This window comes from Streptomyces sp. SX-6 (assembly GCF_059089585.1).
The window spans coordinates 15,297-37,677 of record NZ_JBTHHU010000018.1 but is presented as its reverse complement, the minus strand read 5'-3'; the positions used below and the strand labels follow the sequence as shown (position 1 = coordinate 37,677).

Below are 22,381 nucleotides of genomic sequence, written 5' to 3'. Positions count from 1 at the left end.
GACGGCCGACGCGACAAGTGACGGCCAAGCGCGCATCAAGGCACGCATCAAGGGTGGGGACACATATGAGAACTGGGCACGTGGCACGGCGACGCACCGGCATCGCGATGGTCTCGGCGGCCGCACTGGTGGCGCTGACAGTGGCCGGCACGGAAGGCGCGGCAGCGTACGCCGCCCCGGCCGGCAGCCAGTGGCGGGGCGCCTGGGCGGCATCGCCTCAACAGCCCGGCGGCCTGGTCGCCTCGAACTGGTCCGAGAAGGGCTTCGCCAACCAGACGGTCCGCCAGGTCATCCGGGTGAGCGCAAGCGGTACGCACACCCGCATCAGGCTGTCCAACCGCTACGGCACGACCCCGCTCAAGATCGCGGGCGCGACCATCGCCCGTACGGACAAGGGCGCGGCGGTCAAGAAGGGCTCGCTGCGCGGGCTCGAGTTCGGGCACAGACGGGCGGTGACGATACCGGCAGGCGGCACGGCGTACAGCGACACGCTGCCCTTCAAGGCCAGAGCGCTCGAGTCGCTCACGGTCACCCTGTACCTGGCGGGACCGACCGGTCCGGCCACCCAGCACTCGCTCGCGTCGAGCACGGCCTACCGCGCGTCGGGCGACCACCGCTCCGACTACGAGGGCAGGGCGTTCACGGAACGGAGCGCATCCTGGTACTACCTCTCCGGCATCGAGGTCTCCGGCGGGCAACATGCCCGGCGCGACGGCGTGGTGGCCTTCGGCGACTCCATCACCGACGGCTTCGCCTCGACTCAGGACACCAACAACCGCTACCCGGACAAGCTGGCGGAGCGCCTCGTGGCCGCCGGGAAGCCGCGCAGCGTCCTCAACCACGGCATCGGCGGCAATCAGCTCACCCGCGACTGGGTGAAGGCCGGGGAGAAGGCGACCACCCGCTTCAAGAAGGATGTACTCGCCGAGCCCAACGTGGGCACGGTCATCATTCTCGAGGGCATCAACGACATCGGCCTGAGCTCGCCGAACAGCCCCTTCCCTCCCTTCCCCAAGGTCGAGACCAGGCAACTGATCGCCGCCCAGCACGATTTGGTCCGCCAGGCCCACGCCAAGGGCATCAAGGTCATCGGCGCGACACTGCTCCCGTACAAGGGCGCGACCTACTACAGCAAGGACGGCGACGCCCAGCGGAAGGCCCTCAACACCTGGATCCGCACTTCCGGCGAGTTCGACGCGGTGCTCGACCTGGACCGCAAGCTGGCCGACCCGGCCGACCCCGACCGGATCGCGCACGCCTACGACTCCGGTGACCACCTGCACCCCAACGACACGGGGTACCGCGCCATGGCCGAGGCCGTGGACATCAACAAGCTGTAGTCGCACCTCACATGGGCCGCGCCGCCGTGGCGGCGTTGAGCACCGTGATCCCGGCGGCCGTCGGCGTGTGCAGCACCGCGTTGCGATGCCGCGCCGACGCCGTCAGGCCGGACGACCGCAGGACCGTGGCGTGCTCACTGGCACTGGCCGGCGATATACCGGCCAACTCCGCGAGCCGGGTAGTGGTGCACCCCGGGTGCCCGGCGATCGTGCACAACACGATGGCGCGCGTACGACCGAGAAGCGAGGCCAAGGCCTCCGGCACGACAGCCGACCGCGCCCCGCGCAGCACAAGCGACCGCACCGCACCGGGAACGGGATACGTCAACCACCACTGCTGCTCGGCGCTCTCCGCCTCGAACACATCCGTCCCGAGGAACGGCTCCGCACTGAACAGCGACGGGATCAGCAGCAGCCCCCGCCCGCCCAGATGAACATCGACGCCATCGCGCGCACCGCCCCCCAACGCCCGTATCTCCAGCACCGGAGGCCTCCACCGCACCCGCCGCGGATCCAGATCCGCGAGCAGCCCTCCGACCCCACCACTCGTCAAGTGCCGCATCCGCAGCGCCCGATCCGCACTGGCAAGCTTGTCCATCTGCGGCCAGTGCGGCGTGATCACCTGGTCGCGCACCGCGGAGAGCGTCTCGACGTAGTGCGGCAACGCCTCGTCCTCGCGAGCAAGACGCCGCAACCACTCCGACACGGGCTGCCGCCGCACCAGCAGATACGTCAGCTGTTCCGGGGGAGCCCCACACATCTCCGTAACGCCCGCCTGCGAAACCTCCACCCCCATCGGCGACCGCATACACGCAGCACTGTGCCCCGTATCGGAGTGCGCATCGAAGAGCCTGCGCACGGTCGGCGCCAGCCGCTGGAACGCCTCGCTCCGCCACATGGCAACCCGCGCGTCAATGGCCGGCTGCCGGAACACCCAGGCCACGATGCCCGCTTCCAGCAACGGCCGCGGCGACTCCGCGACACGCGTACGGGCCAGGTCCTCGGCGGTGAAGTGGATCCTCAGTGCCATGAACCGGATTGTCCCGCTCCACGATCATTCGGACCACCCCGAATCAGGTCGATCATCCAGCCGCACCTGGGCAATCCTGAGCTCAGCACCACGCGGCGCTCCCCGCCCCCGACGGGGGTGGGGGCGGGGAACGCCGCGCCGGCACCTGTGACGCACACCACGCGAACTCCTGCGGCTTATACCCCAGTTACATAGGACAAGTCCGATGCCCTTGGTGTAGACCGCACTGATCACCGTCCTCTACGTTCCCTTTCCGCGAGCTTTACTTCACTTTCACTTACAGCTCTGGGGAGGGCTGGGGGGATGTTTCGTCGTGCGCGCATGCGCGCATTCGGCGGTGTCGTCGCTTGCGGTATGGGGCTTGCCCTGACCGTCGGACTGGCACCGAGCGCGCTGCCCACAGCGGCAGCCGCCCAGGCAAGAACGCACAACTCAGGACCGGATACCGATCACGCCTCAGCGCCCTCGGAGGCCGAGGCCCTCGCCGAGGCGAAGCGGTCGGGCAAGCGCGTCGAGGTCACCTCGCGACGCACCGAGACCTCGGATGTCTTCGCAACGCCGGAGGGGACACTCGAGGCCCGCGAGTACTTACGCCCCGTACGGGCTCGGGTCGGTGGCGACTGGGCACCGGTCGACACCACGCTGGCCAAGACCGCCGACGGCTCAATCGCCCCCGCGGCGACAACCGTTGGCGTGAAGCTCTCCGGAGGCGGCGAGACCGCGCCGCTCGTCGAACTCGACCAGGGCGGCCGCAAACTCGCCCTGTCCTGGCCGTCCGCACTGCCCGCCCCGCGCCTCGACGGTGCCACGGCCACGTACCCGGACGTCCTGCCCGACGTCGACCTCCGCGTCACCGCCCAGGTCGACGGCTTCACGCAGCTGCTTGTGGTCAAGTCCGCCAAGGGGGCGGCCGACCCGGCGCTCGACCGGCTCCGGATGAAGATCGGAGGTGACGGCGTCACGGTTTCGCAGACCGCGCAGGGCGGCCTCACCGCCGTCGACCAGGGCGCGGGCGGCGCCGTCTTCGAGGCGCCCACGCCCGTGATGTGGGACTCCAGCTCCACCGCGGCCACGCGCTCCCTGACCAAGAAGGCGAAGAGCGTGCGCACCGACGCACCCGGCCCCGCCGACTCCGGCAAGCTGGCCAAGGTCGGCGTCGATGTGCCCTCGGGGGGACGGGAGTTGGTCCTCACGCCGGACAAGAAGGTGCTCTCCGGCCCGGACACCGTCTACCCCGTCTTCATCGACCCCCAGTGGTACGCGCCCCGCTCCTCGGCCTGGACCATGGTCTCCAAGCACTGGTCCAGCGCCCCGCAGTGGAAGTTCAACGGTGACAGCACCGCCGGCATGGGCTACTGCGACTGGCAACACTGCCAGCCCGAGGACGTCAAGCGTCTCTTCTACGAGATCCCGACCTCCCGCTTCGCGGGCAAGACGATCCTCTCGGCGGAATTCGTCGTCCCCGAGACCTGGGCCGCCTCGTGCGAGAAGAAGGGCGTCCAACTCTGGCGCACCAAGGGCATCGACTCCTCGACCACCTGGGACAGCCAGGACTCGTCCAGCTTCTGGCTCAAGAAACTGGGTGAGTACGACTTCGCCTACGGCTTCGAGGGCTGCGCCAGCGGCGACGCGGAGTACAAGGTCCTCGACGCGGTCAAGGAAGCGGCATCCAAGTCCTGGTCGTCCATGACCTTCGGCCTCCGCGCCTCCGACGAGAGCGACACCTACGCCTGGAAGCGGTTCGCCGACCGCGCCTATCTGCGCGTGCAGTACAACCAGGCCCCGCGGCAGATCGCCATGTCGCAGCTGACCATGGAGTACGGCGGCGCCTGCCGAATTCCGGAGAAGGCCGTCCATGTCCGGAGCCTCGGCAACATCTACGCCAACCATGTCACCGACCCAGACGGTGACAACGTCGCCGTAGAGTTCCGGGCCGAGTGGGACGCGGGAGACGGCAGGGGCAACATCGCCCGCTGGAAGCCCGGATTGACCTCGTTCAAGAGGTCCGGCTCCGACTTCGCGATGACGCTGCCGAGCAACATCACGGTCAACACCCCCGTCAACTGGTACGCCCGGGCCTACGACGGTCGCAGCTACTCGCCCTGGTCATACGCCGGTTCACCGAGCGGCTGCTACTTCGTCCGCGACCCCAAGGTCCTGCCTGCCCCCAAGGTCTCCTCGGGCGACTACCCGGAGTCCAAGCCGGGCTCATCGGCGGATGACGCCGACCCGTGGTACGACGGCGTGGGCCGCTACGGTTCATTCACCGTCGGGCCCGGCACCAAGGACATCACCAAGTACATCTACGGCATCAACGGCGACGCGACCCCGAAGAACACCCTCACCACGACGGACGGTGCCGCGAGAACCATCAGGGCACTGCCGGGCTCCCCCGGCCTCAACTTCGTGACCGTGCAGTCCCAGGACTCCGTGGGCAATATGAGCGAGCCCTACACCTACCGCTACAAGGTCCGGGCCGGGCAGCCCGAACGTGCGGTGTGGTCGATGGACGACGGCCCCGACGCCAAGCAGGCCGAGGGCTCCGCACCCGCCCGTACGGCTCAGCTGCACGGCGGCGCGACCACGGGCGCGGACGGCGTCATGGGCAAGTCGCTCACCCTGAACGGCGTCGACGGATACGCCGAGACCGACATCCCGGTCGTCGACACGTCGGGCGGCTTCACCGTCTCGGCCTGGGCGAAGCTCTCCAAGATGCCCTCGGAGCCGGCTGCCGTCGCCGCTCAACCGGGCAATCACTCACCGGGCTTCGAGCTGTACTACTCCAAGGACTACGACCGCTGGGCGTTCAGCCAGTTCGCCTCCGACACGGACGGCGCGTTCCCGGTGCGGGCGATGCAGAAGAACCCGGGCGGGGTGAAGGTGGGCGAGTGGACGCACCTCGTCGGTGTCTATGACAGCGGCGACGGCGAGCTACGCCTCTTCGTCAACGGTCAGCAGGAAGCGGCCGTCCCGTACAAGACGCCGTGGGACGCACGCCGCGGCCTCACCATCGGCGCGTCGACCTTCAACGGCAAACCGGCGGCCTTCTTCCCCGGCCAGCTCGACGAGCTGGAGATCTTCAACAAGCCCGCCTCGGCGAACGAGGTCTCGCGGCTGTACGCCAAGGACCATGTCCGCGGCCCCGGCCGCCCCGCCCGCGCCATCTTCTCCTTCGACGAGGAGGCGGGCGCCACAGAGGTCACCGGGCGCGCGGACGTGATGCCCGCCGTCTTCCACGGCAGTCCCAAGCCGGGCGTGCCGGGCATCGACGGCAAGGCACTCTCTCTGGACGGCGCCCACGACTACGCCACGGTCGACGCACCGCACTTCAACACTATGGGCGCGTACGCGCTCTCGGCATGGGTGCGGCTGTCCAAGGACAAGCCCACGCACACGGCCGTCGTCCTCTCCCAGACCGGGGAGAACGCCAGCGGTGGCGAGCTCTACTATTCGCCGACGTACGACCGTTGGGTGTTCAACCAGCACGTGGACGACACGCCCGGTGCCGGACAGAACAAGGTCGTACAGTCCGTCGGCCCCGCGCCCCAGGGCGGTGAGTGGGCCCACCTGGTCGCGGTCCGCGACATCGTGGCAGGCACGCTGACGCTGTACGTCAACGGCACCTTCGCCGGCTCGGAACCGATCACCGGCACCTGGTACGCCAACCACCAGCTGCAGATCGGTGCGGGAGCGTACGCGGGCCAACCGGGCAACTTCTTCCCCGGCGAGATCGACGACGTCCGCATCTACGACCGCCCGGTCTCGGCGCACGAGATCCAGCAACTGTTCCGGCAGCGCGCGGTGGTCAAGGGCCGCTGGAAGTTCGAGACGACGACCGGCAACCCGCCGGTCACCCCGGACGCTGTGACGGACAAGGGCGCGGTCCACCACGACCTGGCCCTCACGGGCGGCGCCACCATCGGCACCGGTCACGTCGACACGGGCAGCCTCAAGCTCAACGGCTCCAGCGCGGCGGCCTTCACCACGAACGGCGTACCGGTCGACACCAGCGGCAGCTTCACGATGACAGCCTGGGCCCAACGCGTCGCCGACAAGCCGGGCCGTGCGATGACGGTGATGAGCGCGGAGGGCAAGTCCCAGAACGCCTTCACGGTGCGCTACGTGCCGGGGGCGAAGGGCGCCAACGGCAGTGAAGGGCGCGGACGGTGGCAGGTGACGCTGCCGAACAAGGACGCGGACAAGGACGTCACTGTGACGGCGGTCGACAACGGCGCGTTCGAGGACGCAAGCGGGTGGAACCACCTGGCGGTGGTGTACGACGGCTTCTCGAACGAGCTGCGGCTGTACGTGAACGGCTCGCTGGAGGAATTCTCCTGTGCCGCTGCGGACGACGAAACAGTCACCGGCTGTTCCGACCGATCGTCGCAAGCCGGTAATGCCGTCTCTTTCGGTGCCACCAAGTCCCTTCAAATAGGCCGGTCCATGGCCAAGGGGACGGGCGCCGAGTACTGGTCGGGCCAGATCGACGATGTGTGGGCCTTCCAAGGGGCTCTCACCAAGGAACAGATCGATCAACTCGTCTACGCACCAAACAATCTTCCCACCCAGGTCCCCACGAGTTGATCCGCCGAGCACAGCCGAGACAAGACTTCCGCACATCAATCGCGCGCGGCGCGTTTGTGATGCCTCAGTGAAGGATGACGAGGAATGAACGGCAAGGCCAGAGTGCCCATGTCGGCGTGGCGCAGACGTGTGGCACTGAGCGTTTCCACGGTACTGGTAGGGGCGCTTCTGCAAGGCATCGCTGTCCCGACGGAGGCCACCGCGGGCGATCACATGCCTGGCGCTCCCTCACCGGGCACGCCTGTCGACGGCAAGTCGGTCGACAGTAAGCCACGCAAGCTCGATCCAGCACCAAAGACTCCGTCGCAGGCGCCCAAGTCCTCGTGGCCTGACGGCAAGAAGGCCATCGTCGAGTTGTCCGGGATCAGCGCGCCCCAACGCAAGGGCAACAAAGGCATGTCGGCGTCGCCTGCTCCCTCCGGAAAGGCACAAATCCGGGTTCTGGATCACAAGGCGAGCCAACGCACCGGGGTGAACGGACCTCTCTTCACCATCACGCCCGAGATACCGAAAGCCGTTGCTGCGGGTTCGGCATCCGGAAGCGCCGGAATACGAGTGAACTACGGAGACTTCGCCCAGGTCTACGGTGGCGGCTACGCCTCGCGGCTGCGTCTGCTGGAACTTCCTGCATGCGTACTCACCACGCCACACAAGCCGGAATGCCGCACGGCGAAGCCGGTGGCTGCGAAGAATGACATCGAGAAGCAGACACTGGTGGCAGACCGTTTGCCGCTGCGGTTCGGGGCAGCTACCGTACTCGCCGCTGTTCCGGCTGCCGACAGCGACAAGGGCGACTACAAGGCGACACCACTCTCCCCGTCCTCCACCTGGAAGACCGACCTCAACTCCGGTTCCTTCACTTGGTCGTACAAAATCCCGGTCCCCGAGGTCCCGGGTGGTATGAAGCCCAGCCTCGGGCTGGGCTACTCCTCGTCCGCCATTGACGGTCGTACTGGCAACACGAACAACCAGTCGTCCTGGGTGGGCGATGGCTTCGACATGTGGCCGGGATTCATCGAGCGCCGGTACAAGCCTTGCTTCGACGACGGCGTGAAGCATGACGACGACAACAAACCGGGCGACCTGTGCTGGGGCTACGACAACGCCACCATCTCGTTCAATGGCAAGGCCGGCGAGCTCGTGCCGACCGGCGACAACCAGTGGCGGCTGAAGAACGACGACGGCACGAAGATCGCGCGCCTCACCGGCGACGAGCACGACAACGGCTCGTACAACAACGAGTACTGGCGCGTGACCACCCCCGAGGGTACGCGCTACTACTTCGGCTATCACAAGCTCAATGGCTGGGCAAAGGGCAAGGACACCACCGATTCGACGTGGACCGTCCCCGTATACGGCAATGACGCCGGTGAGCCCTGCCACAAGGAATCCTTCAAGGACTCATGGTGCCAGCAGGCATGGCGGTGGAACCTCGACTACGCCGTTGACCGGCGTGGGAACGCGGTCGGCTACTACTACGGCAAGGAGACCAACTCCTACGGCCGCAACCTCGAGTCGAAGGACGACACCCCGTATGTCCGGGGCGGTTACCTCAAGCGCATCGAGTACGGACTCAAATCCTCGGACCTCTACGCCAAGCCGCTGGCGAAAGTCGAGTTTGCCAACGCCGAGCGGTGCATCCCACAGGACAAACCCAAGGTCACCTGCGCCGAGAACTCCATCGACGACAACAAGCAGTACTGGTACGACACCCCCTGGGACCTGAACTGCAAGGCCGGCACCGAATGCGACAAGGGCCGCCTCTCGCCGTCCTTCTGGACCCGAAAGCGTCTGACCGACATCACTACCAGCGCCCTCAAGAACGACGGCACCTACGCGCCCGTCGACGCGTGGAAGCTCGCTCACCGCTGGGGCACGGCCGACATCGACTACCAACTGCTGCTGGACTCCATCCAGCACACCGGCCAGTCGGCCGCTCCGGCCATCACCCTGCCGAAGACCACCTTCGCCTACGCCCAACGACCCAACCGTCTCGACAAGACCGGTGACGGCAACGCCCCGTTCATCAAGGAACGTCTTTCCACCGTCGCCGACGATGCAGGCGGCCAGACGGATGTGGTCTACTCCCAGCCGGAGTGCGCCTGGGACAAGCTGCCAATACCCGAGTCCAACACCACCCGCTGCTTCCCCCAGTACATAGGCGGAAGCAGCAGCGCGGATCCGACCCAACAGTGGTTCAACAAGTATGCCGTCGACTCCATCACCAAGACCGACCGGACCGGCGGTTCTCCCGACCAGGTGACGCGCTACTCGTATCTCGACGGTGCTGCCTGGCACTTCGACGATGACGATGGACTGACCAGGGAGAAGTTCAAGACCTGGTCCCAGTGGCGCGGTTATGGGCACGTTCGCGTACAGACCGGGGGTCAGGGCGCCGGGGGGATGAAGTCGCAGGAAGAGTCGTACTTCCTGCGCGGCATGGACGGGGACCGGAAGGCGACCGACGGCGGCAAGAAGAGCGTCTCCGTCTCCCTCGGCAAGGGCGAGGGAGACGCCATCGCCGACCACGAGTCGGCGGCTGGCTTCGCGTACAAGACCGAAACCTACTCCGGTCCGGGCGGCAAGATCCTCTCCAAGACCGTCAATCGCCCTTGGCACCACGAAACGGCCAAGCGTGAACGCTCCTGGGGCACTGTCACGGCGAATTACACCGGCATCGATTCCTCTCGAGCCTTCACCTCGCTTGACGGCGGCACCGGATCGAAGTGGCGCCAGACACTGACCAAAACGACCTACGACGACGTCACGGGCCGCGTCACCCAAATCAACGACCTCGGCGACGTGACCACCGACGCAGACGACCGTTGCATCCGCACCACCTACGCGGACAACACGGACGCGAACATCCTCAACTTGCCCTCGGGTATCGAGACTATCGCGGCCTCGTGCGATGTCCCCATGGTCGACCGCACCAAGCAGGTCATTTCAGATGTGCGCACGGCCTACGACAACGGCGGCTACGGCGCCAAACCGACCAAGGGCAATGCGACTGCCGTGGCCACGCTCAAGAAGTGGGAAGACCAGCAGGCGGCGTACCTCGAGTCGAGCAAGACCTTCGACGACTACGGACGTGAGCTGACGTCCACCGACCTCAGCGCCGACGTGGCCTTCCATGTCTCGGGTGTGGAGGCAGCCCGCACCACACGCAGCGACGGGCGCACCACCACGACGGCATACTCGCCGAGCTCAGGCTTTGCCACGACCGTCACCGTCACCACGCCCCCGGCCAAGGCCGGGGACGCCTCGACCGCACAGACCACGGTCACGACCCTCGACCCGCTGCGTGGTCAGCCGCTGAGCAAACTGGACGCCAACAACAAGCGGACCGAATTCGAGTACGACGCACTGGGCCGCTCCACCAAGGTATGGCTGCCCAACAAACCCAAGGCCCCGTCCAGCGCGCCCAGCCTTGCATTCGTCTACTCCATCAGCGATGGCAAGCCGGTCGCGGTCGCCACGAAGAAGCTCAACGACAGTTCCGGCCAAATCACTTCGTACATGCTCTACGACGGATTCCTGCGCCCGCGGCAGACCCAGACACCCGGTCCCGACGGGGGCCGACTCCTGACCGACACCTTCTACGACGAGCGCGGCCTCACCGCCAAAGCCTTCGCCACCTACTACGCCTTGGGTGCCCCGGCCACGACTCTGTTCGCCCCAGACAACGCCCTGAAGGTCGAATCCCAGACCTGGAACAGCTACGACGGTCTCGGCCGCGTCGTCGAGGCCAAGCAGATCGCGGGGAACAGCGACGCAGGAAAGGTCCTCGCGACCACGCGCACCCAGTACGAGGGTGACCGCACCACCGTGATCCCACCGGTCGGTTCGACGGCCACCACGACAGTCCTCGACGCACGCGGCCGGACAACCGAGCTGCATCAGCTCCGCGACCGGAACCCTGGCTCGGAAGCGGACGTAACTCGCTACAGCTACACGCCGAGTGGCAAGCTGGCGGGATTCACCGACCCTGCGGGCAACTCCTGGTCCTACGCCTACGACCAGCTGGGTCGCCAGGTCTCGTCCAACGACCCCGACAAGGGCACAGCCACCAACACGTATGACGATCGCGGTCAGCTGATCTCGGCCGCCGATTCTCGCAAGAGCAAGAACACGCTCTACTACGCCTACGACAACCTGGGCCGCAAGACCGAACTGCACGAAGGATCCGCCTCGGGTCCGAAGCTGGCCGAGTGGACGTACGACACAGTCACGAACGGCAAAGGTCAACTCGCTGCAGCCACGCGCTACGTGGATGGCAACGCGTACATCAGCCGCATCGATGCCTACGACTCGCTGTACCGCCCCACCGACACAAGCATCGTCATCCCGGCCAACGAAGGTCCTCTCGCCGGCACGTACTCCGCGAGGACGGGGTACAACCCGTCCGGCAGCATCCAGGGCGTCGGCCTGTCCAAGGCAGGCTCCCTGCCCGGCAACAGTTACGTCTACTCCTACGACAAGCTCCTCCGTACCACCGGCATAAGCACCGCCGACGGCATCAAGGCGAGCATCACCAGCTACAGCCTCACGGGTAAGCCCCTCCAGTCGAAACTGACCCACAGCGACGGCAGGTTCGCCCAGATCACCAACGGCTATGAGTGGGGCACCCAACGCCTCGCCAACACCCGGGTCGACCGTGAGAACGCCCCGGTGGTGGACAAAGCCGTCACTTACACATACGACGAGACAGGCAACATCCGTGCACTCTCCGACGCGGCAACCGGTGGCACGGACACCCAGTGCTTCACCTACGACTATCTGCGCCGCATCACTGACGAGTGGACTCAGTCAACCCAAACCTGTGCTGATGCCCCGGCCAGCAACCTCATCGGCGGTCCGGCGCCGTACTGGAACTCCTACACGTTCGACAAGACCGGCAATCGTCTGACCGAGACCCGGCACGACACCACGCGCGACAGCACCAAGGACATCAAGCGCTCCTACACCTACCCGACTGCCGGCAGCTCGCAACCGCATTCTCTGACCGCGGTGAACACGTCCGGCCCCACGGGAACGGCCAAGGACTCGTACACCTACGATCCGACCGGCAACACCGCCACGCGCACCATCGGCGGTGACAACCAGACCCTGGACTGGGACGTGGAGGGCCACCTCGCCAAGGTGACCCAGTACAAGGACGAGAAGCCGAGCAAGACCTCGTCGTATCTCTATGACGCGAATGGCCAACGCCTCGTCAGCCGTACGGACACCGAGACCACTCTCTATCTCGGTATCACCGAAATCACGCTCACCAAGGGCTCCAACACGCCCAAGGCAACGCGCTACTACGACCTGGGCAACGGCATTCAGGCGGTTCAAAGCGACGACGGCAGTGTCTCGTTCGTGATTGCCGACCAGGTCGGCACAGGCCAACTCGCCATCGATGGCAACGCGGCCAATGCAACTCGCCACAGAATGAACCCCTTCGGTACCCCGCGAGGTGAACTGTCGAAAACCTGGCCGGGGACGAAAGGCTTCGTCGGCGGAACCACCGACGCTTCCACGGGACTGACTCACCTCGGCGCCCGCGAGTACGACCCGTCCATCGGCCGCTTCATCAGCGTCGACCCGATCTTGGACCTGGGCGACCCCCAGCAGAACCACGGCTACACCTACGCCAACAACAACCCCGTGACGCTGTCCGACCCTTCGGGCCTCATCCCGGGCGGCTGCGAAATACCAGGGAACTGCTACGGCTACTCCCCTGGCCATGGCTGCCCCGGCGGCTGTGGCACATCGGACAACGTCCGTTGGGGCGAGGAACAGGAGTACCGAAGCAGTGGGGGAGAGTACGGCACCTCTGGCGGGTATGACGAAGAGGGCAGGGCGAGAGCACCGGAGGTCGAGGATGGCACACTGAGGAACATCCTCAATGATGTCTACGCAAAGCCGGAGAAGGGACCAGTGCTCGGAGACGGAAAAGCGGCCACGGCTCTCTTGGCAGAGCTCTCCACAGGAGAAATGACCAAGGGGAAATGGCATGTTGTGGATGTATCCGACTTGCTCCGCCGCTTGCAGGATCTGCTCGAACAGGGCCGCAGGGGGAAGACCTCACTGACAGTTCGCGACACCGATATCGCGATGGGCGAAGCCCGTGAGCTCTGGAACGCGTTGGACACTCCGGACAAGGCCGGCGAGATCACTAAGTACCTGAAGGGACACGAGGCGGCGGCCACCACTGTCCGAAATTCGGTCAGGAAGGTAATCGACGCACCGGCCCTCGAGCCCATCACCGGCGCCGAGTTCGAAGAACGACCGTACAAGGCGCCTAGGCGCGTTGGCGAACCAATACTTCGCGGCCTCTTGGGAAAACTTGGCGTGGTAGGTGACGCGGCAGTCCTGATCGACGGAATCATCACAGGAATTAGAGGTGGCGACCCATGCTCGGTTATCGGCCAATGCCCCAGCGGACACAAGGTCGCATGAGCAGGTAGCTTGAATTATGCAAGGTGGGCCTGCTGACGCAGCAGGCCCACCTTGCCAAGGTCTACGCACTGCGAGCTCGGTGCATCACATATGAACGAGAGACTTCGATGATGGATGACCAAGCAGGCATTTCTGACAACGAGTTCGTGAGAACTTCCATGATTGCCCTGGTTCCCGAGTGCCTGCCACACATCAGAAAGCTGGAGGAATCGGAGGAGGAGGATGCACTCTACTACGAGAGAGATGTCATGGAAGTGGGACTGTACGCACTGATCTCGGAAGCCTTTTTTTGGCCCATACTGTTCCCGATATTCGAAGGGGCTGCCCCAGATCCTGACATAACTTCCAGATGCGCTCAGCTTGTTGAGGTACTGCTCGAAAGCGAGAGGGATTTGGTGGTCCAAGCTGTAGGAATCAGGGTCTCCGAGCACCTTTCCGGGAAATCTTGGATGTGGGAGAAGTTTCTTCCTTACGCCGGACCCCGACTTCTGGAGGATGTTCGTTCCTCCGGGTAGCAGGTGCCCTGTCGGCGTTCCAGAAGAAGGAACGAATGCCGTCACTGCAACCCTGACCGCCAACTTCGCCCTTCTGGGCAGCATATGGCTGTAGCTGCACGAAGTCGTACAGGCCAAGCAGGCTCGATCATCCGGCTGTCCTTGGACGATCCCGAAGTACGTCGGTCAAGCAGAAGGGGCTTCGGGGACTCGACAGGAACCGGCCCTGCATTGACCGCAGCCTGTCGCCCCCGAGTCCGCTGCCAGGAACCCTCAACACCGGCTGAGCCCTTGGCGAGCAGAGCCCGTACCCTATCGGGCTGGGCCAGCTTGCCCCCGCTGTCCGGCACCGGAAGAAGCCAGTAGGCGCCCGGCGGTTCCTTGCGTGTGGGTACGGGAACCGCCAGGTAAAGGACTTCACCGACCTGACCGTCGAAACGGAACAGGGCGCGGCGAGCATCATCGCCACGGACACCCGCCCCTTCTGGGAATCCACCGAAAAGAAGTGGGTCAACGCTGGCAACCTCCGCCCAGGCGCCCACCTGCGCACCGCGAAGGGCCAGACCGTCCGGGTCAAGGCAACCCGACACTTCACCAAGCGGCAACGCACCCACGACCTCACTGTCGCCGGCATCCACACGTACTATGTGGTGGCAGGCAAGACACCGGTACTCGTTCACAACTCGAATTGCGGAACTGCTGACCCCTTCAGTCTCAGGCGCACTGAGGCACTATCAGGTAACTCCTCCAAGAAGAATGTCGATGCCCTGACTGCATCGATGAAGGAAAACGGTTGGCAGGGTGACCCGATCTCGGTTGCGAAGATCGGAGACGACCTCTACGTCCTCGATGGCCATCACAGGGTAGCCGCCGCCAAGCGTGCAGGGATTGAGGTGCCTTATCGGATTCTTCCGGACGCGGACATTCGCGCTAGATATCCTGGGGGCGCCGATGACATCACGACGGCCTGGGCCGAAGTTGGGCCCGATCGCCTGGTAAATAAGTACAAGAGACCGGGGTATCGATGACGGGCGAGCCTTTGAGAGAAGTCGAGGCATACCTGCAGGCTCTGTCCCGGGTGAGTGGCGCTGTCCAGCGCTGCCTCCCGGAGGCCGGGCGACTTGCTGACCTCCTCCCTCTGTATCGGTCGCGGGCCATGAAAAAGACCGGAACAATCCACGAAGGCCTTGAATACAGCTTCCATGGCTCTGGGTGTCTATTCATTGAGGCCGACGGCGCTGAAGTTGATGTCGACTTCCTTGAGGAGGGCCTGGATGTCTTTGATTCCTGGCGGGTCAGGCGCTTTTCAGTGAGCGTCGACAACGAGCCATCTGGTAGCCTTGACGGGATTACCGCAGCGTGCCGGTCTATGGTTTCGCAGGGGCGATTGACAGAGCCGTGTAGCGGATGGTTTTCAATAGTCGCCCACAACAATATGAGTCATCAGTATGAGCAACCATGATGTCCGAGATCGCCAGGGGCGAACCTCGCTCCATGCTGCGGCTCTGCGCGGGGATCTCACTGAGGTCGAGCAGCTGATCGCAGTCGGGGCTGACCCGAGTGCTGCCGACAGCAACGGGTTCACCCCGCTGCATCTGGCGGCACAAGAGGGCCATGCCAGCACAGCGCAGGCGCTGCTGGATGCTGGCGCGGAGGTCGATCAGAGAAATCGATTCGGAAACACCGCGCTATTCGTTGCGGTGTTCAACTCTCGAGGCAGGGGGGATCTTATCACTCTGCTGCGAAAACATGGCGCTGACCCGATAGCAGAGAACGCGAGCGGGCAGACTCCCCTTAGCTTGGCCCATCTGATTGCCAATTTCGATGCGGCTCAGCACTTCGCGGACCTGAATAGTTCCGAGTAGCCGACTGAATGGTCTCGTATTGCGCGCCTGGGGCCCCACAGGAATCAGTTTCCAGTGGGGCCTCCTGGGCGTCCGACGACAGTAGTTGACGGCAACGTCAGCGGACGGATGCTACGCAAAGCGGCGGGTCGTCGCTGCCGTCGCTGGAATCGATGGACGTCCAGCGAGGCGGTCATGTCAGTGACGTGTGGCAGTCTCCTGCCCATGAGCTACGACCTTGCTGTCTGGGAAGGCAACTGCCCAGCTGATGACGCCGCTACCGGGCGGCTCTTCAGCCACCTCTACGACCACTACATCGATACCAACACCAAGCAGCCGCCCACTCATCGCATAACCGCTTATGTCGCCAGGCTCCTGAAGCGATGGCCCGACCTCACGGAAGACGAAGACGAGGATGTCTCCCCATGGTCTACCGGTCCGCTGATCGGTGAAGCCAGTGGTCCGCTGCTCTACTTCCCGATGCGTTACAGCATGGCCAATGAAGCATCGGCCTATGCAGCAGATGTTGCATCATCGATGGGCCTGGTCTGCTACGACCCTCAAGCCCGGCAACTCAGGCCATGAATGGCCCTACATAAACCGTTGCCCCGTCAGTCGCGAGCCCACTGCCAGACGCGCCTCGCCAACACCGGGAGGATCCTTGGCGAGCAGAGCCCGTACGCAATTGGGCGGGGTCAGCTTGCCCGCATTGTTCGGCGCCGGGAGCAGCCAGTAGGCGCCCGGTGGTTCCTTGCGCGTGGGTACAGGAACCGCCAGGTAGTTGACGGGGTGGTCGCTGCCGATGCACTCGGTTCCGGGCTCGGTCCAAGCCAGGGCGGTGCCGGGCGGTACGAGCACGCTGTACCGGTCCTGTGCACGGGAGACGATGGCTGCGCTGGTGATGCCTACCGTACGGAAGTGGCGCTCGATGGCTGCCCTGTCTTTGATGCCGTGGATGCCGTTCTCCACAAGGGCGGCAGGCAGATGGACGGCGTCGAAGTGGATGCCCACTCGGAGCGTGGCGGTCGTCCCCCGCGCCCATGCCTCGTAGGCGTCGCTTGGGCGCCGTTCCCGTGACACAAGCCAGACCGCGGAGCCGAGCGACGTGAGGGCCGCGGGGACGGATGGATGAGTCATGCGGTTTTACTCGTTTCCCTCGGCTGGTGGCAGTCGCACGGGCAGGGCAGTTTGCCGATGGCCTGCGTTGTGGTACCGATGCGGCGGACAATGGTCTCCCCGCAGCAGCGGCCGTGCTGGCCGGTCCGACATTCCGTCGTGAAGAGCGGTCGGTCCTGGCGGGTCATCGGCATGACAACACGTCTCCCGTCAACGGTCGTCGGACGCCGAAAGCGCTGGTGGTCATGGAGTTCCCCTGGTTGAGGGCTTGGAGGTTGCGCCTCCAGACTCGTTGCGTGGAGGCGCCAGGGGAATGACCTGCGGGGGTTACCCAGGCGGTAATAGCCTCGTTGGAGTCACCGTGCCGGGAGCGCCCGGCCGTACGACGACGCCCTCCGGAAGGCAACCCCATGGAGTGCAATACGGGCCCGCTTGCCCCTGGCGTTCTTGAACGGGAAGACGTCCGTTGCGCCTTGGCGGAACACGACTTCGCTGCAGCGTTCGCCCTGTTCAAGAAGTGGGGCGGCCTGACACAGAACCGTATCGCCGCAGCTTGTTGTCTTTCTCCGGGCAAGGTCTCCCTGATCATCAGCGGCTCGCAGCACGTGACTTCCTTCGAGGTAATCGCCCGGATCGCAGACGGGCTGCGCATTCCGGGCGGTCTCGTCGGCCTGGCATCCCGGGCATGGGAACAAACGCAGGACCCGGTGCCCGCCGCGCCCGTCAAGGAACCGCAGTGCGACGGCACAGCGTGGCATCCGGAAGCCACAGTTGACCTGGCCAGTAGCGTGACCAAGAGTGACCTTGTGATGGATCGGAGGTCAGCATCCCGTGCTCTTGCTGCAACAGCCGTAACCGGCACGGCACTTCTGGACCCGCTGGAGGCGTGGCTGCAACCCCAGCCGGGTGTCAAACGCCCTGTTCGTCACCGAGGCAGCCTCGGTACGCGCGAGGTGGCGGAACTGGAGCAGACAGCCCAGGCGTTCCGGCGCTGGGATCACCAGTTCGGCGGCGGCCTTCGCCGGAAGGCAGTCGCCGGACAGCTTGCCGAAGTAGCAGGAGCCCTTGAAGAGCACCAGAGTGAGCATGTGGAGCGCAGGCTCTACCGCGTCATGGCGCACCTTGCCGGAACAGCCGCGACGATGGCATGGGATTCAGGACTTCAGCGCAGAGCCCAGGAGTACTACCGACTCGCCTTGAGGTCGGCCCATGCATGCCAGGACACCTCCTTCGGCGCCAACGTGCTTGCCGGCATGGCCCGGCAGATGCTCTACCAGGACCGGCCGCAGGACGCCCTCGAACTCGTCCGTCTTGCCCAGGATGGATCCAGACAACAGGCCGGGCCGCGGGTTCGGGCCATGCTCCACACCCGCGAGGCATGGGCGTTCGCTGCCATGGGGCGGGTCGCGGCCTTCCGACGTGCCACTGCCCAGGCCACGGAAGCCCTCGCGTCGGCCGGGCACGAGAGCGAAGAGCCGTACTGGATCGCCTACTTCGACGAGGCCGAACTTGCGGGAGTAACGGGCGGGCGCTTGCTGGAGCTGGCCCGGCAAGATGCCGCACGGCATGCGGAAGCCGCAGCCGCCGAGATCTGCTCGGCCCTGGAACGGCGCGGAGAAGAGGCCGGCCGCAGCCACGCCCTCGACCGAATCGGACTGGCAGAATGCCACTTCCTCATGGGAGATGTCAGGAACGCGGCCACCCAGACACACAAAGCTGTCGAAGCCGCAGAACTGACCATGTCCAGCCGGGTCCGTACGCAACTGCGCGGCCTGTACCCCTACACCGTGGGCGGCGCAGCCGCCCGCGATGTCCGGGAAGCACGCGATAGGATCCGCGGCCTGCTCGCCAGCTGAAGGAGATGCACGTGACCACAATCGCCGTGACCGGGCACATGGACCTCACCGACGAAAGCCACCTCCTCGTCCGCGAGGCCCTCGACGCGCTCCTGCACCAGTACGCCGGTCAACTGGTGGGCGTCTCCTGCATCGCCAAGGGCGCGGATTCCCTGTTCGCGGACGCCGTCCTCGCCATCGGCGGACGCCTCGTCGTCGTCATCCCATCCCGGGACTACCGCACAGCAAAGGTGAAGGCCGAGCACACCGCAACCTTCGACCGCCTCGTCCAAGCTGCTGAGGAAGTTCTCGTAATGCCCCACGAAACAGCGAACCGCGAGGCATACACGGCAGCCAACCTGGAGTTGCTGGCGCGGGCAGAGCGCCTCATCGCAGTGTGGGACGGCACGCCCTCGACCGGCAAGGGCGGCACTGCCGACACCGTATTCCAAGCTCGCGAGGCGGGCCTTGCCGTTGATGTCGTCTGGCCTGCCGGAGCAGTGCGAAAGCCCAAGTAAGTACAGGTGCCGAGTCAGCGCGACCTGCGCCACTCCACCTCTTCGCGGGTTATCGGCGCGCTGATGCTGTACACATCACCGACCCGCAGGTTGCCCGGCGTCAAGTACTCCTCCTTCGCGCCGATGACCGTGACCGACACCAGCGACTCCGGCTGCCAGTACGTGCGGTAGTGCGGCGAATCCGTTACCTCCAAGAGTGGCGTGCCCCCGTCTCTCGAGTAGTCGCCGCAGCTTGTCGAAGCGCAGTCTGCGGTCGAACCGCCCGTACCGGGCCCGGATCGCCGCGTTGACGACCGCCCCTCCCCGCCCCGCGAGCGAGTGCACCCGCAGGGTGAAGTGGTGGCCCGTCCACGGGTGATCGGCGGACTCCCGTGTCCAGAAGAACTCCGTCGCGCCGTAGTCGCGCGACAAGTTGTACTCGCCGAGCTCGTTCTCGGCGAAGTCCTGCCCCAAGAGCTCGGTGACCCGCTCGGGCGTGTCCGTCGTCTTTGCGCCGAGCGCGGTTCCGGACGTCACGACGTCGACGTAGAACGCGAGGGAGTAGGGGGTCACACCAGGCAGCGTAATCGGGTACGGGTTTCCCCACGGGCCGGGGGCTCGGCCCGTGGGGAAACCCGTACCCGACTCGTGCCCCCTGCCACCGGCGCGCGGGAATCCTTGCGCCCCAGCCTCGTTGAGACAGGTGTGACCTCAGTGATGCCACCGATCCGGCTCTCCATCCTCGATCGTTCCCACACCCGCCAGGGCCACTCCCCCGGCGAGGCGCTGCGCGACACCGTGCGGTTCGCGCGGCAGGCCGAGGAGCTCGGGTATCACCGGTTCTGGGTGTCGGAGCACCACAGCGTGCCCGGGGTCGCGGGGTCGGCGCCGACCGTGCTGGCGGCGGCGGTTGCGGCGGGGACGGAGCGGATCCGGGTCGGTACGGGCGGGGTGATGTTGCCCAATCACCGGACGCTGGTGGTGGCGGAGCAGTTCGGGGTGCTGGAGTCGCTGTTCCCGGGGCGGGTCGACATGGGGCTGGGGCGGTCGGTCGGGTTCACCGACGGCATCCGGCGGGCGCTCGGCACCGAGAAGGATGCGATGGAGGGGTTCGGGGAGCAACTCGCCGAGCTGGCGCGGTGGTTCACCGGTGGAGTGGATGAGGTGCACGCCCGGCCCGCCGAGGGGCTGCGGATGCCCGCGTTCGTGCTCGCCAACGACGCCGGGGCGCAGGTGGCGGCGGAGGCCGGGGCGGCACTGGTGATCGGCGGGCTGAAGGGCAAGGACAAGACGCTCGCCGCCATCGAGCGGTATCGGGCCACCTTTCGGCCGTCCGTGTGGTGGGAGCGGCCGTATGTCGTGGTGGCGGGGAACGTCGCCGTTGCCGAAACGACGGAGCAGGCGCGGCGGGTGCTCGTGCCCGAGGCGTGGGCGCTCGCGCATTCGCGGACGCACGGGTCGTTCCCGCCGCTCCGTCCCGCCGAGGAGATCGAGGCGCTGGCGATGACGGAGCGGGAACGGGGCTTCTACGAGGCCGGGTTGGCCGGGCACATCCACGGTACGGAGGCGGAAGTGGCGGCGGAGCTCGGTGCGCTCGTCGGGCGGACGGGCGCGGACGAGGTGCTGGTGACGACCAACACCCACGACCGCGCCGCCCTGTTGGAGTCCTACCGCAGACTGGCGAGCCTCAGCGGCGCGATCGCGCCTTGAAGGCCGCCTTGCGGGCCTCCTTGGCGATCTTCTTCTCCGGGTGGAGGCGGCCCATCGCCTCGAGGACGTCGGCCGTGGCCGGGTGGTCCACCTTCCACGCCGTGTCGAAGAAGCCGCTGTGCTGCCCGACCAGCTCCTGCACCAGCAGGCGCAGCTCGTCCGAGTCGCCGCCGATCATGAGCTGGGCGGCGATCGTGTCGACGGTGAGCCAGAAGACCATGGCCTCGCCGGGCTCGGGGACGTCCTGCGCTCCGCGCTCGGCCAGCCAGACGCGGGCGAGGCCGCCCAGCCAGCGGTCGCCGAGGACCTCGCGGAACGCGGGCTCGGCCTCGGCGCCGGCCAGCGTGAGGGCCTGCTGGCAGGCGAGGCGGCGCAGCGGGGCGTCCTCGTCGTCGCCGCGGGCGGCGGCGAGGAGTTCGCGGGCGGCGTCCACGGGGGTGCGGCGGGCGAGCCAGAGTTCGGCCTCGGTGCGGGCGGCCGACTCGGGGTGGGCGGGGAGGGCGGCGAGGAGGTCGGCGGCATCGGCCTCGGCCAGGTCGCCGACGACCGGGGCGTCGACGCCGGCCTCGATCATGCGGGAGCGTACGGCGAAGATGCCGAGGGGGGTGAGGGCGACCATGCCGTAGCGGCTGACGTCCTCCTCCTCGGGGAGGCCGGAGGGCACGCCGTCGACGGACTCGCGGATGTGGCCCTCGCCGTCGACCTCTTCGATCAGCGTCTCGTCGACGGGCTGGTAGTCCACGATGCCCGTGGGGGCGAGCAGCCGGAACTGGTCGTCCAGGCGCATCATCGCGTCGGAGACCTCTTCGAGGATGTCGTCGGTGGGCTCGTCCATGTCATCCGGGACGATCATGGACGCGGCGAGGGCGGGCAGCGGTACGGGCCGCTCGCGGGAGCCCTCGTCGAGTGCGGTGAGCATGTAGAGGTTGCCGAGGACGCCGTCGAGGAAGTCGGCCTCCTCCTCGGGGTTCCAGTCGAGGGAGTCGAGGTCGAGCTCCCCGCCCTCCGAGAGCTGCTCGACGATGTCGGCCAGGTCGGGTGCGGCGGCGTCGGCCAGGACGGTCTCGAAGCCGCCGAGCCACAGGTCGAGGATGTCCTGCGGGGCGCCGGAGGTGAGCGTGGCGAGTTCCTCGCCGGCCACGGCGGTGCCGCAGGGCTCGTCGGAGGAGGGGGCGGCCTCATCGGCGGCGGCACCGTCGGCGTTCTCGGTGAACTCGACGAGCCCGGTGTCCAGGGCGAGCTGCCAGGCCTCGGCGGTGTACGCGGGGCCGTCCTCGTCGCCCTCGAGCCCGAGGATCCCGGCGGCGGTGCGCAGCTGCTCGGCGAGGAGCTCGCCGCCCGCGCCGACCGGGGTGCCCTCACCGGCCCAGCGGGCGAGCCGTGCGGCGCGTTCGAACAGCGGCGCGGAGAGCGCGTCCCGCGCCAGCTCCGCGTCGGAGTGAAGCCGTACCGGCGGCATGGTCGGGCGGTCTCCGGACATCAGG

Annotated in this window: 15 protein-coding genes; 11 read left to right on the top strand and 4 right to left on the bottom strand. The window is 66.3% G+C overall.

Translation table 11 applies throughout. From position 1 onward, the window contains the following. Window positions 1–80: 80 nt before the first annotated feature. Window positions 81–1,340, top strand: coding sequence for an SGNH/GDSL hydrolase family protein (locus tag ACV530_RS21710; protein ID WP_494334244.1), 1,260 nt, complete (start codon window positions 81–83; stop codon window positions 1,338–1,340). Window positions 1,341–1,347: 7 nt separating this feature from the next. On the opposite strand, the gene ACV530_RS21705 is transcribed toward ACV530_RS21710, so the two are convergent. After that, window positions 1,348–2,370 carry a winged helix-turn-helix domain-containing protein gene (locus tag ACV530_RS21705; protein ID WP_494334243.1) on the bottom strand — a complete coding sequence of 341 codons (1,023 nt, stop codon included), beginning with the start codon at window positions 2,368–2,370 and terminating at the stop codon, window positions 1,348–1,350. 321 nt (window positions 2,371–2,691) lie between these two features. Here ACV530_RS21705 and ACV530_RS21700 point away from each other — a divergent pair, with 321 nt between their 5' ends. The 7 genes from ACV530_RS21700 to ACV530_RS21670 all read left to right on the top strand — a co-directional run bounded on the left by ACV530_RS21700 (window position 2,692) and on the right by ACV530_RS21670 (window position 16,324). Beyond that, on the top strand, window positions 2,692–6,954 hold the full coding sequence (locus tag ACV530_RS21700; RefSeq protein ID WP_494334242.1) for a LamG domain-containing protein: 4,263 nt from the start codon (window positions 2,692–2,694) through the stop codon (window positions 6,952–6,954). 84 nt (window positions 6,955–7,038) lie between these two features. Then, the gene (locus tag ACV530_RS21695; protein WP_494334241.1) at window positions 7,039–13,401 is read left to right on the top strand and encodes an RHS repeat-associated core domain-containing protein; all 6,363 of its coding nucleotides are present in this window, start codon (window positions 7,039–7,041) and stop codon (window positions 13,399–13,401) included. A gap of 110 nt (window positions 13,402–13,511) precedes the next feature. After that, complete coding sequence (locus tag ACV530_RS21690) at window positions 13,512–13,916, top strand: hypothetical protein (RefSeq protein ID WP_494334240.1); 405 nt, start codon at window positions 13,512–13,514, stop codon at window positions 13,914–13,916. A 293-nt stretch (window positions 13,917–14,209) separates the two neighbouring features. Further along, complete coding sequence (locus ACV530_RS21685; protein ID WP_494334347.1) at window positions 14,210–14,923, top strand: polymorphic toxin-type HINT domain-containing protein; 714 nt, start codon at window positions 14,210–14,212, stop codon at window positions 14,921–14,923. After that, on the top strand, window positions 14,920–15,357 hold the full coding sequence (locus ACV530_RS21680; RefSeq protein ID WP_494334239.1) for a DUF6896 domain-containing protein: 438 nt from the start codon (window positions 14,920–14,922) through the stop codon (window positions 15,355–15,357). Before ACV530_RS21685 ends, ACV530_RS21680 begins: the two co-directional genes overlap by 4 nt. Further along, on the top strand, window positions 15,344–15,760 hold the full coding sequence (locus ACV530_RS21675; RefSeq protein ID WP_494334238.1) for an ankyrin repeat domain-containing protein: 417 nt from the start codon (window positions 15,344–15,346) through the stop codon (window positions 15,758–15,760). The genes ACV530_RS21680 and ACV530_RS21675 overlap by 14 nt, the downstream gene beginning before the upstream one ends. 204 nt (window positions 15,761–15,964) lie before the next feature. Further along, a complete protein-coding gene (locus tag ACV530_RS21670; RefSeq protein WP_494334237.1) occupies window positions 15,965–16,324 on the top strand; it encodes a hypothetical protein in 360 nt (119 codons plus the stop codon). A gap of 6 nt (window positions 16,325–16,330) precedes the next feature. Here the strand turns inward: ACV530_RS21670 and ACV530_RS21665 are convergent, their stop codons facing one another. Next, a complete protein-coding gene (locus ACV530_RS21665) occupies window positions 16,331–16,876 on the bottom strand; it encodes a hypothetical protein (RefSeq protein ID WP_494334236.1) in 546 nt (181 codons plus the stop codon). 452 nt (window positions 16,877–17,328) lie between these two features. Here ACV530_RS21665 and ACV530_RS21660 point away from each other — a divergent pair, with 452 nt between their 5' ends. Continuing rightward, entirely contained in the window at window positions 17,329–18,711 is a 1,383-nt protein-coding gene (locus ACV530_RS21660; protein ID WP_494334235.1) for an NsdA family TPR-like regulatory protein, read from the top strand. A gap of 11 nt (window positions 18,712–18,722) precedes the next feature. Then, window positions 18,723–19,208 (top strand): hypothetical protein, encoded by a 486-nt coding sequence (locus ACV530_RS21655; RefSeq protein ID WP_494334234.1) that lies wholly within the window; start codon window positions 18,723–18,725, stop codon window positions 19,206–19,208. Between the two features lie 75 nt (window positions 19,209–19,283). Here ACV530_RS21655 and ACV530_RS21650 read toward each other — a convergent pair whose 3' ends face one another. After that, window positions 19,284–19,760, bottom strand: a complete 477-nt coding sequence (locus tag ACV530_RS21650) for a hypothetical protein (RefSeq protein WP_494334233.1) — start codon at window positions 19,758–19,760, stop codon at window positions 19,284–19,286. A 144-nt stretch (window positions 19,761–19,904) separates the two neighbouring features. Between ACV530_RS21650 and ACV530_RS21645 the strand changes: the two genes are divergently transcribed. Further along, complete coding sequence (locus ACV530_RS21645; protein WP_494334346.1) at window positions 19,905–20,897, top strand: MsnO8 family LLM class oxidoreductase; 993 nt, start codon at window positions 19,905–19,907, stop codon at window positions 20,895–20,897. On the opposite strand, the gene ACV530_RS21640 is transcribed toward ACV530_RS21645, so the two are convergent. Then, window positions 20,875–22,377, bottom strand: a complete 1,503-nt coding sequence (locus tag ACV530_RS21640; protein WP_494334232.1) for a hypothetical protein — start codon at window positions 22,375–22,377, stop codon at window positions 20,875–20,877. The genes ACV530_RS21645 and ACV530_RS21640 overlap by 23 nt on opposite strands. Window positions 22,378–22,381: the final 4 nt, after the last annotated feature.